The following is an 18,018-nucleotide window of genomic DNA, read 5'->3' on the forward strand; positions in this document are numbered from 1 at the left end:
CCCCGCAAGGCTTCCGCCGTGAGCGTCAGCCGAACGGGAAAGAAGCAGAAACCGTTCGGACTTCGGCGTGAGCTCAGTCGAACGCTGAGCTCACGGCCGAAGCCTAAATCGTGAGGTTTGGGAATCGCCGTCCGTTTTACGACGGCGAGGATGTCAAGGTGTGTTATTTTTTTCTATCTCGCTGCTGTCGAGGGTGGGGTTATCTTTGGCTAATTTCATCACTCCCACCAGCATTAACGCCTGAATGGAAAAACCGATGACGATCGCTGTTAAAATCACTGCTTGGGGTACAGGATCGGCGTAATCTTGCTGTTTAACTGTACTGAGGATGGGAGTAAATAAACCATCACGGGAAGAAATCACCACATAGTAGGCGATAACGCCGGTACTCATGACATCCATGGCGATAATCTTCATGATTAAGTTTTTTTTCAGGAATGTTCCTAAAAATCCGCACAAAACGGTGGCGAATACAAACAACTCTAGCGGGGGGATCGTCACTGGGCTTCTTGATTAGATTTGGTTATGAGTCAAAATACTTTTTCTAATTATCCTCGATCGAGTCCCAATTGATCAAAAAAATCTCAAGATTATGGGGGGAATTTTCGGGCAGCAAATAGATTGCCTTAGATCTATAAGTATTATTGAAAAAAATAAAAACAAGCGGTTTCGCTTTAATAATGTATATCTTGCCAGAGAGCGCAATCAGTAATGTTAACGAAGCATCTAACATTATTTTCTTCACTCGAATTAACTCGATAAAACCCTGTAAATAATTATCATAATATGCCATTTTTTTAAGCTATCAGCAGACAAAAATTCACCATACTTAGCTTGAAATTCTCTTGTTATTGGTTGATATTCAAGGGAATAAATATTCTCCGCTTGAGGTGGAGTTTGAGCTGCTCTGATTTTTTCTATAACTATCGTCTAATTCTAGAAAAATTCCCTCGGCATTGAGGACTAGATCTTCATCAGATAAGGGCGGAAAATCCAGGTGAATTGTCCGCTTCAGAATCTCTAATAGCAAATCTGAGCGCTCTGAGTCTGTCAAGCGGTCAAAGGTATCTAAAAGTTCCTGAACTATAGCAGTCATAGCAGTTACCCTATATCTGCTCAATACTATAACACAAGCTTAACAAGGATCTTAGTCATTGCTTGACAGCCCCAATAAATTCCGAATGTAAGTTTGGAATCCCCTCAAACCGCCATCGTCATCCCAACGCTGTCTGAAGGTTGGTAACTTCTCCAATTCCATCACCTTACCACCTTGATAGTCGAGAACTTCTGGATAATCAAACATCTTATCTGCTTTGGCTGATACAGGTCGATTATCAAAATCAATAGCCCAAAGCACCTCAACAATTCGATAGATGTCATAATCATCCTTGCCAATTTCACGTTCGGCTTTGCAGTCGAGAACTTTTACTAAATGGGTAACATACCCTTGCTGCCTGAGTAGTATCAAACTACCTTTTTCGGGTTTATTGGCATTGACTTCATCGTCTTTCCATGCCAGTTGGAAGGAATCAGAAACCTTATATTCCCGATATGCCCATGTACCATCGTGTCGCCTGACATTTTTAGTCCACTTCAGATATTGTAAATCCATGTCAATATCTCTAAATAAAACTATAAGTTAAACTCGATCGCGATGACGTCGATCAGCGATAAAAGACTCCACCAATTTAACATCTTCGACACTACCGATCACTAAAGGTGTGCGGTAGTGTAATTTATCGGGAACGATATCTAAAAGATTTGTCACCCCATCACTAGCTTTACCTCCTGCCTGTTCAATTAAAAAAGCAAGGGGTGCAGTTTCATAAATTAAGCGCAATTTTCCCTGGGGATTTTTAACAGTACCAGGATAGAGAAAAACACCACCCTGCATTAAAATTCGATGGATATCTCCCACTAATGCCCCACTGTAACGGGCTGTGTAACCATCATGACGGTGGACATAACGAGTATAGTCGCGAATTGCCTCATCCCACTGCCAAAAATTGCCCTCATTGGTACTATAAATCGGGCCATGGTCGGGGATAATAATATTCTCTTGGGCGAGGATAAATTCCCCTAAACTGGGGTCAAGGACAAAGGCATGAACACCGCGACCGATCGAGTAAACTAAAATAGTCGAGGGTCCGTAGAGAATATAGCCGGCGGCGATTTGTTGACGACCATTTTGCAGTAAATCTAGGGCTTCTCCGTCTAAATCATTGCCTTCCTGTTGACGGATGGCAAAAATCGAACCCACATTTAGGTTAATATCCACATTGGAAGAACCATCGATCGGGTCGTAGAGTAGGGTATAGCGACCGATGGGACAGTTTTCTGGAATATAATAGGGTTTATCCATTTCCTCGGAAGCAAGACGGCAAACTAAGCCACTTTGCTTAAAAACCGAGATAAATACCTCATTGGCAAAAACGTCCATTTTCTTGACCGATTCCCCTTGGACGTTGGTTTCTCCAGTAAAACCTAGCACATCCGCCATTAATCCCGCTTTACTGAGACGACGGGCAATTAATTTTCCCGCTAGGGCAATTCGACTCATAATTGCGCTTAAATCCTGCGCGTCGGGGGAAAAACTTTGTAGTTGTTGCAGGACGTGACGGGAGAGGGTGGTACAATCTCGATCGAGGCTATGTTCGGGGATAGAAAAGGGAATATTGCTAACCATAACTGTAATTGCCAGTAATAAAGTAAAAAAGGAAAACCCGTCTAGTCTCAATTGTGACTATGATTTGATCCTAGCCAAGATTTTCCCTATTGTTGGCCAATTTTTGGATCAGTTTCATAAGTTGGCTAATTTTTCTCTCATTGATCATTCAATTTTGGTCAATAAGTAGCTGGTTATAATTAAATTGAAGATGGATCCCCCCTTAATCCCCCCTTGATAAGGGGGGTGTCTGACAGTTTTTAACACCTAACTACTTACTTGCCCTCTCAATTTAAGTTGATGGGGATACACCGGGCAAGCGTTTATATTTCAAGTAATAGGCAAAACCTGTTATTAAAATAATAACTATTGTGCCGATACCTAAATAGTTAGGAACCCAAAAAGCTGCCGCAATGGTGTTAATTTCTCCCGGTTTTAAATGCCAAATTAACTGATTATCAACTTTTTCTACCGGGGGATTTAATCCTGAGTCATCTTCAATATTTTGACCAGCTAAGGGAGTCTTTAAAGCGAAGTCGATATCGACTAAGGAACCGGGACTAACGATAATATTTCCCTGTTCAGAAAGTACACCTAAAGCCCGCAAATCAACGGTTAATTTTAAGTTTTTCTGAGTCAAAAAGAACCAATCTCGTTCTGTAACTGCCAGTTTTGAGTCTAGTTGCAGTAACTTTATATCATCGGTATCGGCGGAATTTTTGATTTTAAAGGAAGAACTAGGATCAAAAAATTGATTGAATTTTTCCTCTAATTCCTGACTATTACTAAAGGGAATAGTCACAATTATTTCTCGTTCGGAAATAGGAGCGGTTTTCCCCTTAAGTAATTTTGCCCTCTGTTCGATACTATTTAACCATTTAGTGGCTTCGGTTTGACTGAGACTGGTTAAGCGTTGTCCGAGGGTGATATGTTGAATAATTTCCCCGTGGTGTTGGTGGGGAAAATTAATGCCCACATCGTAACGGACACAGCCGGTTAAAAAGAGAAAAATACCGCATAAAAAGGGCAGAATAAAGCGGGTTTTTCCGATTTTTTCGGTGGTTGGTTGATTCATAATTAATCTTCTTCTAAGTCGTCATAACTTGCTGAACTGCCACCGCTAACCGTAACTAGATCGATTTGCTGACGATAATAGTCTACATCTTTTACCTCCACTTCTACCTCATCACCGAGACGATAGGCAACGCGATTTTTCCGTCCTACCAAACAGCTATGACGAGCGCGATATTCGTACCAATCATCCTTGAGAGAAGAAACATGAACCAATCCTTCCACTAATAAATCGGAAATTTCCACGAAGAAACCATAGGATTGTACACCAGTAATTAAGCCGCGAAAAACTTGACCCATTCTTTCTTTCATTTTCTCGGCTTTTTTCAATCCTTCTAGGTCTTTTTCGGCATCTTCAGCAATTTTTGAGCGATCATTGAGATGGGAAACAATTAGATGGCTTTCTTCTTCTAACTCCTCCTGAATTTGACTTGGGAGAATATTCCAATTAATCTGTCCATGACAGCTATTACTGCCCAAATTAACCCCGACTTTGACAATTTTGCTGCGGCGATCTTTCCCCTCTGTTAATAGGATTTTTAACACCCGTTGTACCCAAAGATCGGCATATCTTTGCAGGGGTGAGAGACAGTGGGTATAATTGCCAGGATAGGCCAAACCAAAATGGGGTAAAGGATGGCTGCTATATCTAACTAATTTGAGAGTTTCTTGCAGGAGATAATTGAGGACTTTCACCGATGTGGAAGCGGAAAAAGTGCGGGTGAGATTTTGATAGTCATTGGGTTTAATCTCCTCCTCGGCAGTTAAATTTAATTCTGCCCCTAAATTATTGGCTAATTTGAGTAAATCCTCCAATTCATCCCAATCCGGTTCCGATTGTCCGCAGTAGATACAGGGCAATTTTAAGGCCTGTAAATGTTCGGCGACAACTTTGCCAGCTAAAATTGCCACTTCTGTCAGTAAAGAACGGGCCGGTAAATTATTAGAAGCGAGAACAGTCCCCCCCCGTCCCTCGTCTTTGTAGGGAGAGATTTTGTCTAATTGAATATCAAAACTACCCCGCTGCAGACGTTGGGATTTTAGGGTGGGGCAAACGCTAAAAAATAAATCTTTCAGGGTTTCAACCGTATCGGTGGGGGCAGCGACGCTATCTTCTTCACTGAGCAGATCGCGCACCTGTTGATAGGTAAAATGTTGATCCACTTGGATGAGGCTGCGAGTGATTTCGTACTCCACTAGCTCCCCCTTGTCATCGAGGGTGACGAGGATAGAAATAGCGGGGCGCTGTTCTTGCGGTGACAGGGAACAACGACTGGCAAGGGCAGCCGGGACTAATGGCAGCACTTTTTCGCCTAAATAGACGGCAGTTCCCCGTTTTTTGGCAACTTTATCCAATAATCCGCCCCGTTCAATGTAACGGGTGACATCGCTAATATGAATGGCGACTCGCCAGCGATTTTGGTTGATTTTCTCTAAAGAAAAGGCATTTTCAATGATTGGGGGATAATCTAGGGGGGTGTCATCTTCGATGGTAAAGGTGAAGAGTGGGGTTAAATCTCGCAGTTGTTCTTTTTCGCCACTATCGAAGAAATCCGCTAAATTATCGGCAATTTCGAGGGCTTCTGGCGGAAAATTATGGGGTAGATCGTGTTTACAGGAGACGATATCCGTGTCGGCAGCGGCCTCGGCCGTGGAACCGAGAACGCGAGTAACTTTACCGATGGGAGGCATTTCCCCTAGGGGATAACGGAGGACGGAAACATGAACGAGGTAATCGATGTTTTCTAGGAGATTTTGACCATTTTCGAGGAGATTAAGGGTAAATTTCAGGCGATCATCGAGGGGAACCGCCACGAACTGCTCATTTTCCTGTTTTACTTGCGCTAGAAGCGAAGGATTAGCTCGTTCGAGAATTAATCTCACCTCTCCTTCCGGGGAACGACGACGGGTTCCCTCGCGGATGATTTTGACTAAAACTCGATCGCCATTCCAAGCGTTACTGAGATGATTTTTCGAGACGTAGATGTCATCAGCATCTTCGATATCTTGGATAGCAAAGCAAAATTCTTTACTGGAACAGCGCAGCTTTGCTTCTACGATATTTTCCTCGATCACACGACGATAGCGCCCGCGTTCTTTGGCAACCATTCCCAGACGTTCCAAAGCATCGAGAATCACTTGCAATTTTTCGCAGCTTTCGGGATTGTCTTCGCAGCCTAGTTTTTTTTCGAGAATTTTACCCGTAGCTAATTTATCATCACTAAGATGAGAGAGGAGTGTGGCGATCGAGAAGTCCATCTAACAATAATCCTTACTTACAAGACACTGACGGAATGGTGGACAATTAAGTTTAAATACTTATATAATGAGAGGATTGATTTAAACCATTGACTCGAGAGATTATCTCTATCGGGCTAATTGCGATCGCTGGTGGTGACAGTGAAGGTAAACTGACCAAGCATCGAACACCCGAACCTACCCTGAGAATTATCGAAGCCTTCGTTAGTATAAGCCAATAGCGAACACCAGCAAACTTTTCGGCGATCGCTAGTCTCTCTGGCAGAAGCTTCAGCCTAGTAGAATCTTGTTACTGTGGGCAAGGCTAATCCTAGGACTGAAAATTTTATCTAACCTTTAATCTTAGCAAGAACTTGCTACATTTTTCCAGAATTACGATAGAGTATTCTAATATAAGTACAAAAGAACTCGAAAAAGTCACCATGTTGCAAAAGTTACGCCAACGTTACCCCCAAGTTGCCCTGATTAGCGAGTTAGTTCAAATCGATCACGGCAAGTATATTGTGAGAGCGATCATCGAAATTGAGGGAAAAACGGTCGTTACAGGTTTAGCTGCGGCAGATACGGTGGAAATAGCGGAAGATAGAGCCAGAGAACGGGCTTTACTGCTTTTAGAGGCTGAAAACACCCCCGATCTCCAGCTTGTGGAAAAAGTCAGCCCCAATAATATTTCTCTACCGTCCGATTTACCTAAACCCCTCGCTAGTGCCAAAAAATCGACCAAAACGGCTAAAGTCACTGAAATACCTCGTCCTGAAGCTAAAATTGAACTGGAATTACCTCAAGTTAAGGATATTCCCCCAGCTAAAATTGAACCAGAATTACCCGAAGTTAAGGATATTCCCCCAGCTAAAATTGAACCAGAATTACCCGAAGTTAAGGATATTCCCCCAGCTAAAATTGAACCAGAATTACCCGAAGTTAAGGATATTCCTTTACCAGAACCAGAGCCTTTATTATTAGAAATGGAAACCGATAATTACTCCTTATCAACAGAATTGCCAGAAGAAGCGAGTTTAACCGAAGAAGAACCCCCAGAACCGGAACCAGTTGTTGTTATTGCCGAAGAAATCGATTATTCAGTGCTTAAAACTAAAATTGATGTGGAGATGAAACGATTAGCTTGGACCACAGAAAAAGGTCGGGAATACCTGATTTCTACCTATGGCAAAAAGTCCCGTTTACTGCTAACTAATGAGGAGTTATTAGAATTCTATAACTACTTATCTAGTATCAGTGCCTAATCACTAAACCTGCTGCATAAATCAAAAATCTTCCGTTAAGTGAGGAGTCTCCGAGCCAGTATTCTCCCAGTCAGGAGAAGCAGCAAGAAAGAGATTATTTTCTGGCAGTAGAAAAGCGATCTTTTTCGGGAAAATGCGATTAAAAACTCACTTTTGCGGGAGATATAAGTAGTCGTGCAAAATTAATTTCCTAGTGAAGATAGGCAAGAGGCAAGAGGTGGTTAGATATGTGTAATTAATTTTGCTTAGGTACTTAATAAAAAAGGAAGCTATCAGCTGCCATTATTTTTCTCCCTATCCCACTGATAACTGATCACTGATAACTGAATTAGTTTCTCACCGCTTCTGTTTCCGCTTCTTTGGGAACAATAACCGGCACTCCGCTGACCGTTTCAATTTGATAAATAACGCGACTTAATTGGGAAGGACAACAGAGAGGATCCGTGTCTTTATAGCGATTAAAAACCACAATAATTCTATCGCTATTTTGTAAAACAATTCTCTGAGATGCCCCATCAGCGCGAGAATCCATCGGTCGCGGGGAAAGAGTGCCAGCGAATTTACCATCGACAAAAACAAAGTCTTGATAACCCATCGGTCGGCACATTCCATCCACTCCACTCATGGCCGAAATAATGCTAGTTTTACCATAGGTTTGCACGGCCCCGTAAAGTAACCATCCCGCTTTATTAAGCGCTTGATCATTGGCAGTAATTGCCGAACGAACCTGTTCACGACACTGGTTATCAATCACGGTTTTAACGGGAGATTTGGGGATAGGTGCCTTGGCTTTATTCCAATTAGTTAACGGTCGATCAAACCAAGATCGCGGAGTCTCTTTTTCTGGGGTTTGGCTAATAACTTCTAATAGCTTCCATGTTTCTGAATTTTGATTATTAGTTGGATTGGATACGGTTTCAATGCTAACTTTAATTTGATAGAAAAATCCCGGTTTATAATCAAATCCCTCGATACTATTAGGGAACAATCTCCAGTTTTCCTCTGGTTTTTCTCGAATCTGTAAACAGTCTTTGGTTGGGCCTTGGCTACAGGGTTGTTTCCTAGAATTGATATAAATTGTCTTTTCCGTGCGCGTGGTGGTCGGTGCGGGGGTAAAAGTGAGGATTCCTAAACCTTCGGGAGTACGATAAAATAATTGTAAATCGCCTTTAGCTGTCACTTGGAATTGTTCCACTCCTTGCAAGGCGGCAAGATATTGATTTTCTTGTTTCATCTGCGGTTCCGGACAAGCTTTTTTCGTAGTAGCGATCGCTTGGTTGATCTGGAACGTGCCATTATCGACTTGATAGCCAGTATTATACTGGTTGCATCCAGCCGAACCACTGAGGATATTTTTCTGGAAAGCGGCAGTAATTTCCGTTTCTTTCACCAAACTCCCGGCTGTCCACCCCCTTAGTTTCCATCGAGTCCCCTCCAAAGGGGAAGTATTAGCGATCGCCGCTTTCCCCGCTAAAACACAACTTAGGGCAATTGTCAAGAAAATTCCCGTTTTTTTGGCGTTCAAAATTGCTATTCTCCTCGTCAAAGCAACAATTGTATTATGGCGTGGGGTAATCGACTGAGTGGTTAGGATAATTTTTCGGATTTCTCTTTCTGACCATCCCGTGACGGATGAAGAGAGAACAAGTTCCCTCAAACCTTAACCCAGTCAGAAAGCCATCGTTGTCATTAATCACTTTTTGCCCTCAAATGGCCAAAAGTTGACCCCAGTTCACCTTAAGCAGTACAATAAAAACCTTGAGTGACCCCTTAAACAAAAAAAAAACATCATGGCACAAGGACAAGGATTCGGATTCGGTCTCGGTAAGATTAAAGAACTACAAGACGCTTTCCAAAAAGCGCAACAGGTGCAACAAGGGGCCAAAGTTCTGCAAGAAGAACTGGAAACTATGGAAATTCCTGGCCAGAGTGAAAATGGCTTGGTGACAGTCTATCTCAGTGGCAACCAAGAACCCCGGGGTATTGAAATCGACCCTTCTCTCCTCTCCCAAGATATGGAGATTGTGGCTGGGTCTATTCTAGAAGCCATGAAAGCCGCCTATGATGCCTCCACGGAAACCATGCGCAGCAAAATGGAAGAACTGACCATGGGTTTAAATATCTCCAGTATGTAATCGCTTTTGACCGCAATGGTAAGATGGAAAGTTGGACTAACAAACAAGGAGGTTCAACTTTGCTGACTTTGGGTGTCAATATCGACCATGTGGCCACAATTCGCCAAGCGCGTCGAACCGTGGAACCAGATCCCGTGGCGGCGGCAGTTTTGGCCGAAATCGGCGGCGCTGATGGCATTACCGTTCACTTGCGCGAGGATCGTCGTCATATCCAGGATCGCGATGTGCGGATTCTCCGGCAAACGGTGCGGACTCATCTGAATCTCGAAATGGCCCCGACGGAGGAAATGATCGCCATTGCTCTCGATCTTAAACCCGATTATGTCACCCTTGTCCCCGAAAAGCGCGAGGAAGTGACCACGGAAGGGGGGATCGATATGCTGGGCAATTTTGACCGTTTTTGTCGGGTTGTAGAGCGCCTGCAAGCGGCTAATATCCCCGTTAGTTGGTTTATTGATGCCGATTTTACCCAAATTCAAGCGGCCGCTAACACGGGGGCGAAATTTATCGAACTCCATACTGGTCAATACGCCGAAGCACAACAGGAGAGCGATCGTCAAGCATCATTAACAATTCTTAAAGAAGGTTGTGAATATGCTTCCTCCCTCGGTTTGCGGGTGAATGCCGGCCACGGTTTGACCTATTGGAATGTTTATGCCGTCGCCTGTTTGCCCAATATGGAAGAATTGAACATTGGTCACACAATTATCAGTCGTGCGGTTTTGGTCGGGTTAGAACGGGCTGTTAGGGAAATGAAATTGGCTATGCGTGGGCAATTGTAAAAGCCATCAGCTATCAGCTAATCTCCCGACTAACGAACAATTACACTGAAAAATTAAAGGAAAGATCATGACAACTTATTATTATTTGGTAGCCAGTCAAAAGTTTTTAGAAGAAGAAGCGATCGAAAAGGAAGTTTTGAAGGAAAGAATCAGGAATTATCAAGAAAAAGGTCAAGAAATTGATTTTTGGTTAATTGCCAATCCAGCTTTTTTAGATACTCCCGGTTTTGCCGATATCAAAAAGAAAACTCCCCAACCAGCAGCGGCGATTGTTTCTCTCAATCAACAGTTTATTACTTGGCTAAAATTGCGTCTAGAATACGTTATTACCGGACAGTTTGAAGCTCCTTCCGATAGTATTCCCGAACCGTTAAAATAACCCTTTTGGACTGGGGCCAAAAATACAGACGAGGCAATCATCACCAGCTGACTTTGCCTTGCAGCTTGTTGATTTTTCCCTGACCGATTCCCGATACTCGATCCAAATCTTCTAGGGAAGTAAAGGGTTTTTCTTGCCGGGCCGCGATAATTTTTTCAGCTAATTTGCCACTGATACCGGGTAAACTATCTAGTTCTTCTCGCGTGGCGGTGTTTAAATTAATTAAGCGATCGCTTTTAATTGTTACAGATTGGGGGCAGTTTTTTCTATCCTGTTCGATCCGATTTTTAATAGTTTCCGGCAGTCCTAATTTAGCGGTACGGTAAAGATATTGAAATTCTCGATCAAAATGAGCGGCAACGGTGGGATTATCGATAATAACTAAAGCTTCATCGTTTTGATGGTTAGCGGCTCTTGACCAATTATGAGAACCAGTAATCACAATTTTATCATCGATTAAACCGAATTTATGGTGTAATTTATCTCCCCGGGCTAGATCGGGAACTCCTAGGGTATTAATGGGGTTTTGCCAAGGCTGATTATCTGGTTCATAACGACATTTATTACTGAGAGCAACTCCTAATAAATCTAATCCTTCGCTATAGTATCGGAAGGCAAAACTAGGATCAATTAAAGCCTTAATTTCTATCCCTTTTTGATGTCGTTGGGCGAGAATATTAGCTAGAGGCTGTTCCGTAAAGACAAACAGGGCTAAATCCACGGATTTTTCAGCTTTATTTAAAGTTTCACCGATCAGACCATTGCTAGTAATTGCCCAGGGATAAGTGGTAGAATCGGGGGAAAATTTTACCGTCAGACTACTATTACCGATAGGGATTGTTTGCGGTTTTCTGTGGGGTTTATCTAACCCAAATCTAGAACGATCTTCCCTTCCCCACATCAGATTAAATTCTCTTTGAAAAACTCTAGCTAGTGGGGGATTAGTAATCACTAATAAGTGATTGGCATTACCGACAGTTTTGGGATTAGAAAAGTCTCCATGAATATCACTTAAGGTATAGTTAGCTGAACTGATTAAAGTAGTGTAATTATCAATAACCATGAATTTATGGTGCATTAAACCGCTACCTTTTGAGCGATCATTTCTATCATCAATTAGGGTAATACCAGCTTTTTTGAGGATAGTAATTGCATCTCTTTGGGCGATTTCCTCTGGAGTTAATTTACCATCGCGATTTATGTCAACTAAGTCAAAAAGATTTTGATAACGTTCCTGTTCTCGATCACTTAATTGTTCTTGGTTTTTGGCTAAACTATTAATAGGTTTATTGTAAATATTTTCGAGAATAACCCTAACTTTAATTCCCCGTTGCTGACGAGCAACTAAAGCTTGAGCGATGGCAGGTAAACGTAACTCTTGCACCGCTAGATCGATCGAACTTTTGGCCGAGTTGATATTATCAATAATAACCTGTTCTAAATTATCCCCCGGGCGATTAATTTGGCGATAGGGATCGGTATAATTTGACCCCTGGGCCTGATTATAATTAAAATAGACTTGAATATATTGATCTTGGGGCAAGGGTTGGGGACGATTTTGGATAGCATTCAGAGAATGACAGCCACCCAAAAGAAAAACTGTTCCTAACAAAAATCCTAACTGTCCCATAGTCCGAATTTTTTTTAATCTCAATTTATCTATTGCCATTTTTGCCCACATAATTATCATTACCCTAGGATTCAGGAGGGAATTTTTACCTAAGGAGGTTCTCGGAAATCGGTATGCACTAAATTGATTATAATCAATCCTGATTCTAGATTGAAGACGATGACTTTGTCCTTGATTGTTTAAATCGCTGACCAAAGATGTGACATCTAGTTAGGGAATTTTGTTATAATCTGGGGAACAATAGCACTGTTCTTCTAGATTTGGGTTTTATCATGACTGAACTTTTACCCCAATGCAGTAATCTGGCTGGTAATGTTAACAGTATAATTGAACTATTCAAAGGCGAATCCTCTCTCCGCAATCAACAGGATACCAGCAAGATAGAAATTGCCCTACAAAAAGCCATTTCTCCCAAATTTGAAATCGTTTTTGCTGGTGCTTTTAGTGCCGGGAAATCAATGTTAATCAATGCACTTTTAGAGCGAGAATTGCTGTATAGTGCCGAAGGACACGCAACGGGTACAGAATGTTATATTGAGTACGCAGACGCTGATGAGGAAAGAGTGGTTTTAACCTTTCTCAGCGAAGTAGAAATTCGTACTTTAGTCGATACCGTCTGTCAAAATCTACAATTAACTAATCCCAGTAACATTAATTCCCCCGAATACTGTAGTCAGTTAAACCAATACTGTCAAAAAATTATCGAACAGGAAGGGGGAGAAGGTAAATCCGAGCGAGCTAAACAAGCTCAGGGTTTAAAATTATTAATTGAAGGATTTACTCAAAATCGTGAGCGGATCCATACGCTGCATAATGCCACCTATTCCATGGAACAATTTCACTTTTCTAATTTAGCAGAAGCGGCCAGTTTTGCCCGTCGTGGTAGCAATAGTGCCGTCTTAAAACGTCTAGAATATTACTGTTATCATCCTCTCCTTAAAGATGGTAACGTTTTGGTAGATTTGCCCGGTATTGATGCCCCAGTCAAAAAAGATGCCGCATTAGCCTATCGTAAAATAGAGCATCCTGATACTTCGGCAGTGGTTTGTGTTTTAAAGGCTGCTTCTGCGGGAGAATTAGCTACAGAAGAAACGGAATTACTCGAAAAAATTGGCTCTAATGCTGGTATTCGTGATCGAGTTTTTTATGTTTTTAACCGCATTGATGAAACCTGGTACTCAGCCCAACTAAAACAGCGTTTAGAAAACCTAATTCAAACGCAATTTCGTGATACTTCCCGCATTTACAAAACCAGTGGACTTTTAGGGTTTTATGGGTATCAGGTGAAAAATCAAACCAATATTAATCAGCGTTATGGTTTAGATTCTATCTTTACCGAAAGTGTTAAAAATTTAGGAGGAGAAGAAGAAACACCGCAATTTGTCAGCGAGTTTAATAACTATTGTGCCAACTCCGGTAAATTACTGGCAACTTCCTTTAAAGTTTCCATCCACGGTTATGAAACTCCTAATAAAAATTACTTCCGAGTTTTAAGCGAGTGGGGAACTCCTTTACTAGAGCAGTTAATTGCTGATAGCGGTATCGAAGAATTTCGCACGGCAATTACTCGTTATCTTACCGAAGAAAAACGCCCGCAATTGTTTGCAACTTTAGCTGATGATTTACAATCTCTCTGCATCACTCTCAAAAATCATTACCAAGGTATTTATCGTGATTTAGAAAGTCAACCACGAGAAATTGAGGCGATGAAAGCTCTGGAGTTAAATCACCTCAATCAAGAGTTAAAGGAAGTGGGAGAGAAATTAACTAAACATATCGATGGTTATGTCAATGCTATCGTGGTTAATAGCGATGAAAACTTTGAGGAAGACTTTAAGAAACTGAAAGCGAGAATGGTATCAAGATTGGATGAGTTATTAAATACTTTTTCTGTTAAAAATGCTTACTCGCAAGCGACTTTAACTCATCCTCGCAATGCTACAGCACCTTTATTAGCAGTATTGGTAGAAGCTTTTTATTATCTGTCTAACCAGCTAGAAGATGTGTTAATTGAGGAGTCAACCAGTTTAATTAGTCGCTTTTGTCAGCGTCTTTTAGATGCGGTAAGGCAAGGTGATTATTATCGGCAAATCTATCGTTTATTGGGTAATGATGGGGGCATAGAAAATCAGCTAAAACAGCTAGAAGATCAGTTAATTCATGCCTTAGTTTCCGAAGCGAGAACAGAGTGTGATCGCTATGTAAGAGAAAATCACAATTTTTACAACGAAGGCACTTTTTCTATCTTTCAATTTCGGCAAACTGTCCAACAAACTGCCCAAGGTTATGACTGTGAAAGTATTCTTGGTGCTGAACCCGCTATCCGTCAATTACTTAAGTTAGATTTTGAGCCAAAAGTATCAGTGACAATTCAGAAAAACTTCCGTCAAACTATTAATAATACTTTAAAAAATCAATTGATACCAATGGCAAAAAAACAAGCCGATACTATTCTACAACAGTTTAATCAAGCTCGTTCTTATCTAGAACAAACCTTAGAACAGGAAGCGGCGGAAAAAATTGCGAATAATGCCCGCAAACAGGAAGAAATTCACCAAAAAATTGAGGATTATAACCAAGCGATAAACTCTCTCAATACTTGTTTAACTGCTATGGGTTTACAGAAAAATCATTTACCTATAATTGGTGAACAAGAATTAGAGATTGTCCCTGAAGTTGTTAATGACTCCAGCAATTAATATGGGGAGTGGGAAGGTGGGAAGTGAGGGGGAACAATCCAAAAAATTAATTAAAATTAAAACTGATCGGGGGATAAGCGATCGAAGTCTTGTTATTCTTAAACTGGTAGGTTTCGAGATGTTTTTAGGCTCGCAGCTGAACCTGATCAACCGATAACCGATAGAGGGGTGCAGAATGGGAGAATGGTTAGATTTTACCGATGAGGTGGTCACTGTTAATGGCAAAGGTGAGGAAATTAAACGGGAAAAAGTCACTAATCGAGGTTATAAATATTTTTTAAGCAAAAAAACCTTTTTAGAGATGATTTCTATCCCTAGCGGTCAATACCTCATCGGTGCGCCCAAAAGCGAGTTAGGCTGGAAATTGAGTCAAAGTCCCCAATCTCCGGTTAATATTCAGGCTTTTTGTCTGAGTCGCTACCCAATTACCCAACGACAATGGCGCGAGGTGGCAAAATTAGAACCGGTAAATATTGAACTTAATCCCTATCCGGCCCATTTTGAAGGTTACGATCGCCCCGTAGAACAAATTAACTGGTGGGAAGCGGTGGAATTTTGCGATCGCGTATCCCGTCTCACCGGACTGAATTATCGTTTACCCGCAGAAAAAGAATGGGAATACGCTTGTCGGGGAGGAACATCAACCCCTTTTCACTTTGGCCCGACAATTTCCACCGATTTAGCCAACTATTCCGGGGTGGACTGGGATTATGGGGGGAAAGTGTGCAGTTCTGGTCGTTATGGGGAAGGTAGCCTGGGATGCGATCGCAGAGAAACCACACCGGTGGGAATGTTTGCCGTCGCTAACCCTTTCGGACTCTACGATCTGCACGGAAATGTCAGGGAATGGTGTGCAGATTACTGGCGCGATAACTACGAAGCAGCCACAATAGAAGATAAAGACAGACGAGTTTTACGCGGGGGTTCCTGGAATGACGGCCCTAACAAATGTCGCTCGGCCTACCGAGTCAAATTTATGGCTACTGCTGGACTCTATGATATCGGTTTTCGTGTCGTTAGCGATAATTCTCCTTTATAGAACCGATCAATCTTTGTGTCCTTTGTGTCTTTGTGGTTCGTTCCAGTCGCTCACTGGCAGGAATGTATCTTAGAATACATTTTACCCACCAAACCCAAGAGAGCCGATAGTGTTTCTTGGGGAATTCTGGAGTTTTCGAGGATGAAACGGGAATTAGAGAATTTATTGGGACGGAAAGTTGATTTGCTAACGAAAAAATCGATCGAGCAGAGTCATAATTGGATTCGTCAACGAGAGATTTTAGGGACAGCGCAAGTGATTTATGTGGCGGGATAAGGCTTTTTTACTAGATATTGTCCGAGCAGGTCAATTAGCTCAATAATTTGCCGAGCAACTGGCAAAATTTGCAGGTGTTTGTCAGAAAAATTTTTAAAATGTACCGCTCCTCGATCGAGAGTTAGAATTGATTTTAGAGACAATAAAAGTGATTTAACCAAATGATTACTAACTTTGACTATAACTATCTTTCCCCGGAAGATTATTTAGCAAGAGAGAGAATAGCTAAAGATAAACACGAATATATTCGCGGTCAAACCTACGCCATGGCTGGTGCAAGTAAAGCCCACGGTATGATTATTATCAACTTAGCTACACTTTTAAAAAACCAGCTGCGGGGTAGCGGTTGTCTTGTCTATGCCACAGATATGAAAGTTCGTCTAGAAATAGCTAATAGTTATTTTTATCCCGATCTTGTGGTCACTTGCGACTCGCGAGATAATCGGTCTTTCTCGGAAGATTTTATCCGTTATCCGCGCTTGATTGTAGAAGTATTATCCCCCACTACTGCTGCCTTTGCTCGCAACGCGCTCGCGAAGCGAGATCGGGGCGATAAATTTGCCGACTATCGTTCCCTTGAAACTTTAGAAGAATACGTTCTTATCAGTCAAGAACGCATCGGTGTAGATTGTTTTCGTCGCAATGACGAAGGATTCTGGGTTCTTTATCCCTACAGCAAAGGAGCAGATATTTATCTAGCTAGTATCGATTTTCACTGTGCAATCGCATCTTTATACGAAGATATAACAGAAATCCGTTAAAAAGTCAGATAAGTTTTTTTCTATGTACTATTTACTTTTTACTTGATTAATGCTTGCTATTCTCTCCGCTATTGTTCCAGTGGGTTTTATCATCCTCATCGGTGTGATAGCAGGAAAAATTCTCACTGTTGAAGTGCATTCCCTTTCCCAAATCACGGTGTATATTCTTGCTCCCGCTTTGGTGATTGATGGACTCTATCGCACCACTTTATCCGCCAGCAATATCGGTTTAATTCTCCTAGGCTTTGCCCTTATTTCACTGGTAATGGCGATTGTCGTCGAAATTATGGCCTATTGTCTCAGTCTCGATGATGATACCCGCAAAAGCCTCATGGCTGCCGCCGTGATGCCCAATAACGGTAATATGGGTTTACCGGTGGCTAGTTTTGCCCTGGGTGCGGCCGGACTGGAAAGAGCGATAATCTATATGATTGGCTCTAGTATTCTTTTATTTGGTATTAGTCCCGCTTATTTGCGAGGAAAAAGCTTTCTCTCAGGATTTCGCTTAGTTTTTCGCTTGCCCTTAATCTGGTCAATTTTTATCGGCATTAGCTTTCAAACTTTCTCTTTTCATCTTCCCCTGCAATTAGATAAAAGTGTTAGCTATCTAGGAGAAGCAGCAATTCCTTTGGCTTTAATTATCTTAGGTATCCAATTATCTCAGCAAAAATTAGCGATCGGTAAATTAGAATTATTAGGGGCCGGTTTGCGTCTTTTAGTCGCTCCTCTTTTGGCATTTGCGATCGGCAATAGTTTAGGATTAACTGGTATGGATCTAAAAATTCTCATCCTACAAAGTGCCATGCCCACCGCCGTTAATACCGTCATTTTAGTCACAGAATTCGGTGGTTCGGCTGCTTTAATGGCCCGCACAGTTGTTGTCACTACTCTTGCTAGTTTTCTGACTATTCCTTTCTTTCTTTGGTTATTAAAAGTCTATTTAACGTCAGTTCGGGATAAGGGAGGAAAGAAAAGGCGGGGGCTAGTAAGCTGAAAAATATATAAACTCAGCACCCCCAACCCATCTATGTCTAGTCTAGAAGCTCTTTTCTGTCATGTCGACGACTTCTGCCGTGTA

The 18,018-nt window shown here is 41.8% G+C and carries 17 protein-coding genes and 1 pseudogene; 10 read left to right on the forward strand and 8 right to left on the reverse strand.

Going from position 1 to position 18,018, the window contains the following annotated elements:
• Nucleotides 1-153: 153 nt before the first annotated feature.
• The 6 genes from IM475_RS19825 to IM475_RS19850 all read right to left on the reverse strand — a co-directional run bounded on the left by IM475_RS19825 (nucleotide 154) and on the right by IM475_RS19850 (nucleotide 5,995).
• Nucleotides 154-501 (reverse strand): NADH-quinone oxidoreductase subunit K, encoded by a 348-nt coding sequence (locus tag IM475_RS19825; protein WP_159249111.1) that lies wholly within the window; start codon nucleotides 499-501, stop codon nucleotides 154-156.
• 361 nt (nucleotides 502-862) lie between these two features.
• A complete protein-coding gene (locus IM475_RS19830; protein ID WP_287728854.1) occupies nucleotides 863-1,096 on the reverse strand; it encodes a hypothetical protein in 234 nt (77 codons plus the stop codon).
• A gap of 51 nt (nucleotides 1,097-1,147) precedes the next feature.
• Nucleotides 1,148-1,612, reverse strand: coding sequence for a hypothetical protein (locus IM475_RS19835; protein ID WP_287728856.1), 465 nt, complete (start codon nucleotides 1,610-1,612; stop codon nucleotides 1,148-1,150).
• A 27-nt stretch (nucleotides 1,613-1,639) separates the two neighbouring features.
• On the reverse strand, nucleotides 1,640-2,686 hold the full coding sequence (gene fbp, locus IM475_RS19840) for a class 1 fructose-bisphosphatase (protein WP_287728857.1): 1,047 nt from the start codon (nucleotides 2,684-2,686) through the stop codon (nucleotides 1,640-1,642).
• A gap of 271 nt (nucleotides 2,687-2,957) precedes the next feature.
• Complete coding sequence (locus tag IM475_RS19845; protein WP_287728858.1) at nucleotides 2,958-3,740, reverse strand: DUF3153 domain-containing protein; 783 nt, start codon at nucleotides 3,738-3,740, stop codon at nucleotides 2,958-2,960.
• Nucleotides 3,741-3,742: 2 nt separating this feature from the next.
• Nucleotides 3,743-5,995, reverse strand: coding sequence for a ribonuclease R family protein (locus IM475_RS19850; protein ID WP_287728859.1), 2,253 nt, complete (start codon nucleotides 5,993-5,995; stop codon nucleotides 3,743-3,745).
• 89 nt (nucleotides 5,996-6,084) lie between these two features.
• On the opposite strand from IM475_RS19850, the gene IM475_RS19855 reads away from it, so the two are divergent.
• The gene (locus IM475_RS19855) at nucleotides 6,085-6,216 is read left to right on the forward strand and encodes a hypothetical protein (RefSeq protein WP_002732870.1); all 132 of its coding nucleotides are present in this window, start codon (nucleotides 6,085-6,087) and stop codon (nucleotides 6,214-6,216) included.
• Nucleotides 6,217-6,417: 201 nt separating this feature from the next.
• Nucleotides 6,418-7,239: a slr1353 family protein gene (locus IM475_RS19860; protein ID WP_287728860.1), complete on the forward strand. Its 822-nt coding sequence runs from the start codon at nucleotides 6,418-6,420 to the stop codon at nucleotides 7,237-7,239.
• Nucleotides 7,240-7,567: 328 nt separating this feature from the next.
• Here IM475_RS19860 and IM475_RS19865 read toward each other — a convergent pair whose 3' ends face one another.
• On the reverse strand, nucleotides 7,568-8,764 hold the full coding sequence (locus IM475_RS19865) for a DUF4377 domain-containing protein (RefSeq protein WP_287657098.1): 1,197 nt from the start codon (nucleotides 8,762-8,764) through the stop codon (nucleotides 7,568-7,570).
• A 265-nt stretch (nucleotides 8,765-9,029) separates the two neighbouring features.
• Between IM475_RS19865 and IM475_RS19870 the strand changes: the two genes are divergently transcribed.
• From IM475_RS19870 to IM475_RS19880, 3 genes are all read left to right on the forward strand, one after another.
• Nucleotides 9,030-9,374 (forward strand): YbaB/EbfC family nucleoid-associated protein, encoded by a 345-nt coding sequence (locus IM475_RS19870; protein WP_287728861.1) that lies wholly within the window; start codon nucleotides 9,030-9,032, stop codon nucleotides 9,372-9,374.
• Nucleotides 9,375-9,433: 59 nt separating this feature from the next.
• On the forward strand, nucleotides 9,434-10,156 hold the full coding sequence (locus IM475_RS19875; RefSeq protein WP_287657144.1) for a pyridoxine 5'-phosphate synthase: 723 nt from the start codon (nucleotides 9,434-9,436) through the stop codon (nucleotides 10,154-10,156).
• Between the two features lie 67 nt (nucleotides 10,157-10,223).
• Nucleotides 10,224-10,535 (forward strand): MgPME-cyclase complex family protein, encoded by a 312-nt coding sequence (locus IM475_RS19880; RefSeq protein WP_002801117.1) that lies wholly within the window; start codon nucleotides 10,224-10,226, stop codon nucleotides 10,533-10,535.
• 40 nt (nucleotides 10,536-10,575) lie between these two features.
• Here IM475_RS19880 and IM475_RS19885 read toward each other — a convergent pair whose 3' ends face one another.
• On the reverse strand, nucleotides 10,576-12,216 hold the full coding sequence (locus IM475_RS19885) for a DUF655 domain-containing protein (RefSeq protein ID WP_287657093.1): 1,641 nt from the start codon (nucleotides 12,214-12,216) through the stop codon (nucleotides 10,576-10,578).
• Between the two features lie 221 nt (nucleotides 12,217-12,437).
• Between IM475_RS19885 and IM475_RS19890 the strand changes: the two genes are divergently transcribed.
• The 5 genes and pseudogenes from IM475_RS19890 to IM475_RS19910 all read left to right on the forward strand — a co-directional run bounded on the left by IM475_RS19890 (nucleotide 12,438) and on the right by IM475_RS19910 (nucleotide 17,934).
• Nucleotides 12,438-14,864, forward strand: a complete 2,427-nt coding sequence (locus tag IM475_RS19890) for a dynamin family protein (RefSeq protein WP_287728863.1) — start codon at nucleotides 12,438-12,440, stop codon at nucleotides 14,862-14,864.
• Nucleotides 14,865-15,039: 175 nt separating this feature from the next.
• Nucleotides 15,040-15,903 carry a formylglycine-generating enzyme family protein gene (locus IM475_RS19895; protein ID WP_287728864.1) on the forward strand — a complete coding sequence of 288 codons (864 nt, stop codon included), beginning with the start codon at nucleotides 15,040-15,042 and terminating at the stop codon, nucleotides 15,901-15,903.
• 105 nt (nucleotides 15,904-16,008) lie between these two features.
• Nucleotides 16,009-16,179: pseudogene (locus IM475_RS19900) on the forward strand (nucleotidyltransferase family protein); the annotation flags it as partial.
• Between the two features lie 161 nt (nucleotides 16,180-16,340).
• Entirely contained in the window at nucleotides 16,341-16,940 is a 600-nt protein-coding gene (locus tag IM475_RS19905; protein ID WP_287728868.1) for a Uma2 family endonuclease, read from the forward strand.
• A 49-nt stretch (nucleotides 16,941-16,989) separates the two neighbouring features.
• A complete protein-coding gene (locus tag IM475_RS19910) occupies nucleotides 16,990-17,934 on the forward strand; it encodes an AEC family transporter (protein WP_287728870.1) in 945 nt (314 codons plus the stop codon).
• Nucleotides 17,935-18,018: the final 84 nt, after the last annotated feature.

This window comes from Microcystis sp. M061S2 (genome assembly GCF_020245605.1).
Taxonomy (GTDB): domain Bacteria; phylum Cyanobacteriota; class Cyanobacteriia; order Cyanobacteriales; family Microcystaceae; genus Microcystis.

Bases quoted from the DNA above. Each gene is read 5' to 3' on its own strand.
- IM475_RS19850 (WP_287728859.1), bottom strand. From the start codon at position 5,995: ATGGACTTCTCGATCGCCACACTCCTCTCTCATCTTAGTGATGATAAA.
- IM475_RS19895 (WP_287728864.1), top strand. From the start codon at position 15,040: ATGGGAGAATGGTTAGATTTTACCGATGAGGTGGTCACTGTTAATGGC.
- fbp (WP_287728857.1), bottom strand. From the start codon at position 2,686: ATGGTTAGCAATATTCCCTTTTCTATCCCCGAACATAGCCTCGATCGA.
- IM475_RS19870 (WP_287728861.1), top strand. From the start codon at position 9,030: ATGGCACAAGGACAAGGATTCGGATTCGGTCTCGGTAAGATTAAAGAA.
- IM475_RS19835 (WP_287728856.1), bottom strand. From the start codon at position 1,612: ATGGATTTACAATATCTGAAGTGGACTAAAAATGTCAGGCGACACGAT.
- IM475_RS19880 (WP_002801117.1), top strand. From the start codon at position 10,224: ATGACAACTTATTATTATTTGGTAGCCAGTCAAAAGTTTTTAGAAGAA.
- IM475_RS19845 (WP_287728858.1), bottom strand. From the start codon at position 3,740: ATGAATCAACCAACCACCGAAAAAATCGGAAAAACCCGCTTTATTCTG.
- IM475_RS19860 (WP_287728860.1), top strand. From the start codon at position 6,418: ATGTTGCAAAAGTTACGCCAACGTTACCCCCAAGTTGCCCTGATTAGC.
- IM475_RS19885 (WP_287657093.1), bottom strand. From the start codon at position 12,216: ATGTGGGCAAAAATGGCAATAGATAAATTGAGATTAAAAAAAATTCGG.
- IM475_RS19890 (WP_287728863.1), top strand. From the start codon at position 12,438: ATGACTGAACTTTTACCCCAATGCAGTAATCTGGCTGGTAATGTTAAC.
- IM475_RS19910 (WP_287728870.1), top strand. From the start codon at position 16,990: ATGCTTGCTATTCTCTCCGCTATTGTTCCAGTGGGTTTTATCATCCTC.
- IM475_RS19905 (WP_287728868.1), top strand. From the start codon at position 16,341: ATGATTACTAACTTTGACTATAACTATCTTTCCCCGGAAGATTATTTA.
- IM475_RS19830 (WP_287728854.1), bottom strand. From the start codon at position 1,096: ATGACTGCTATAGTTCAGGAACTTTTAGATACCTTTGACCGCTTGACA.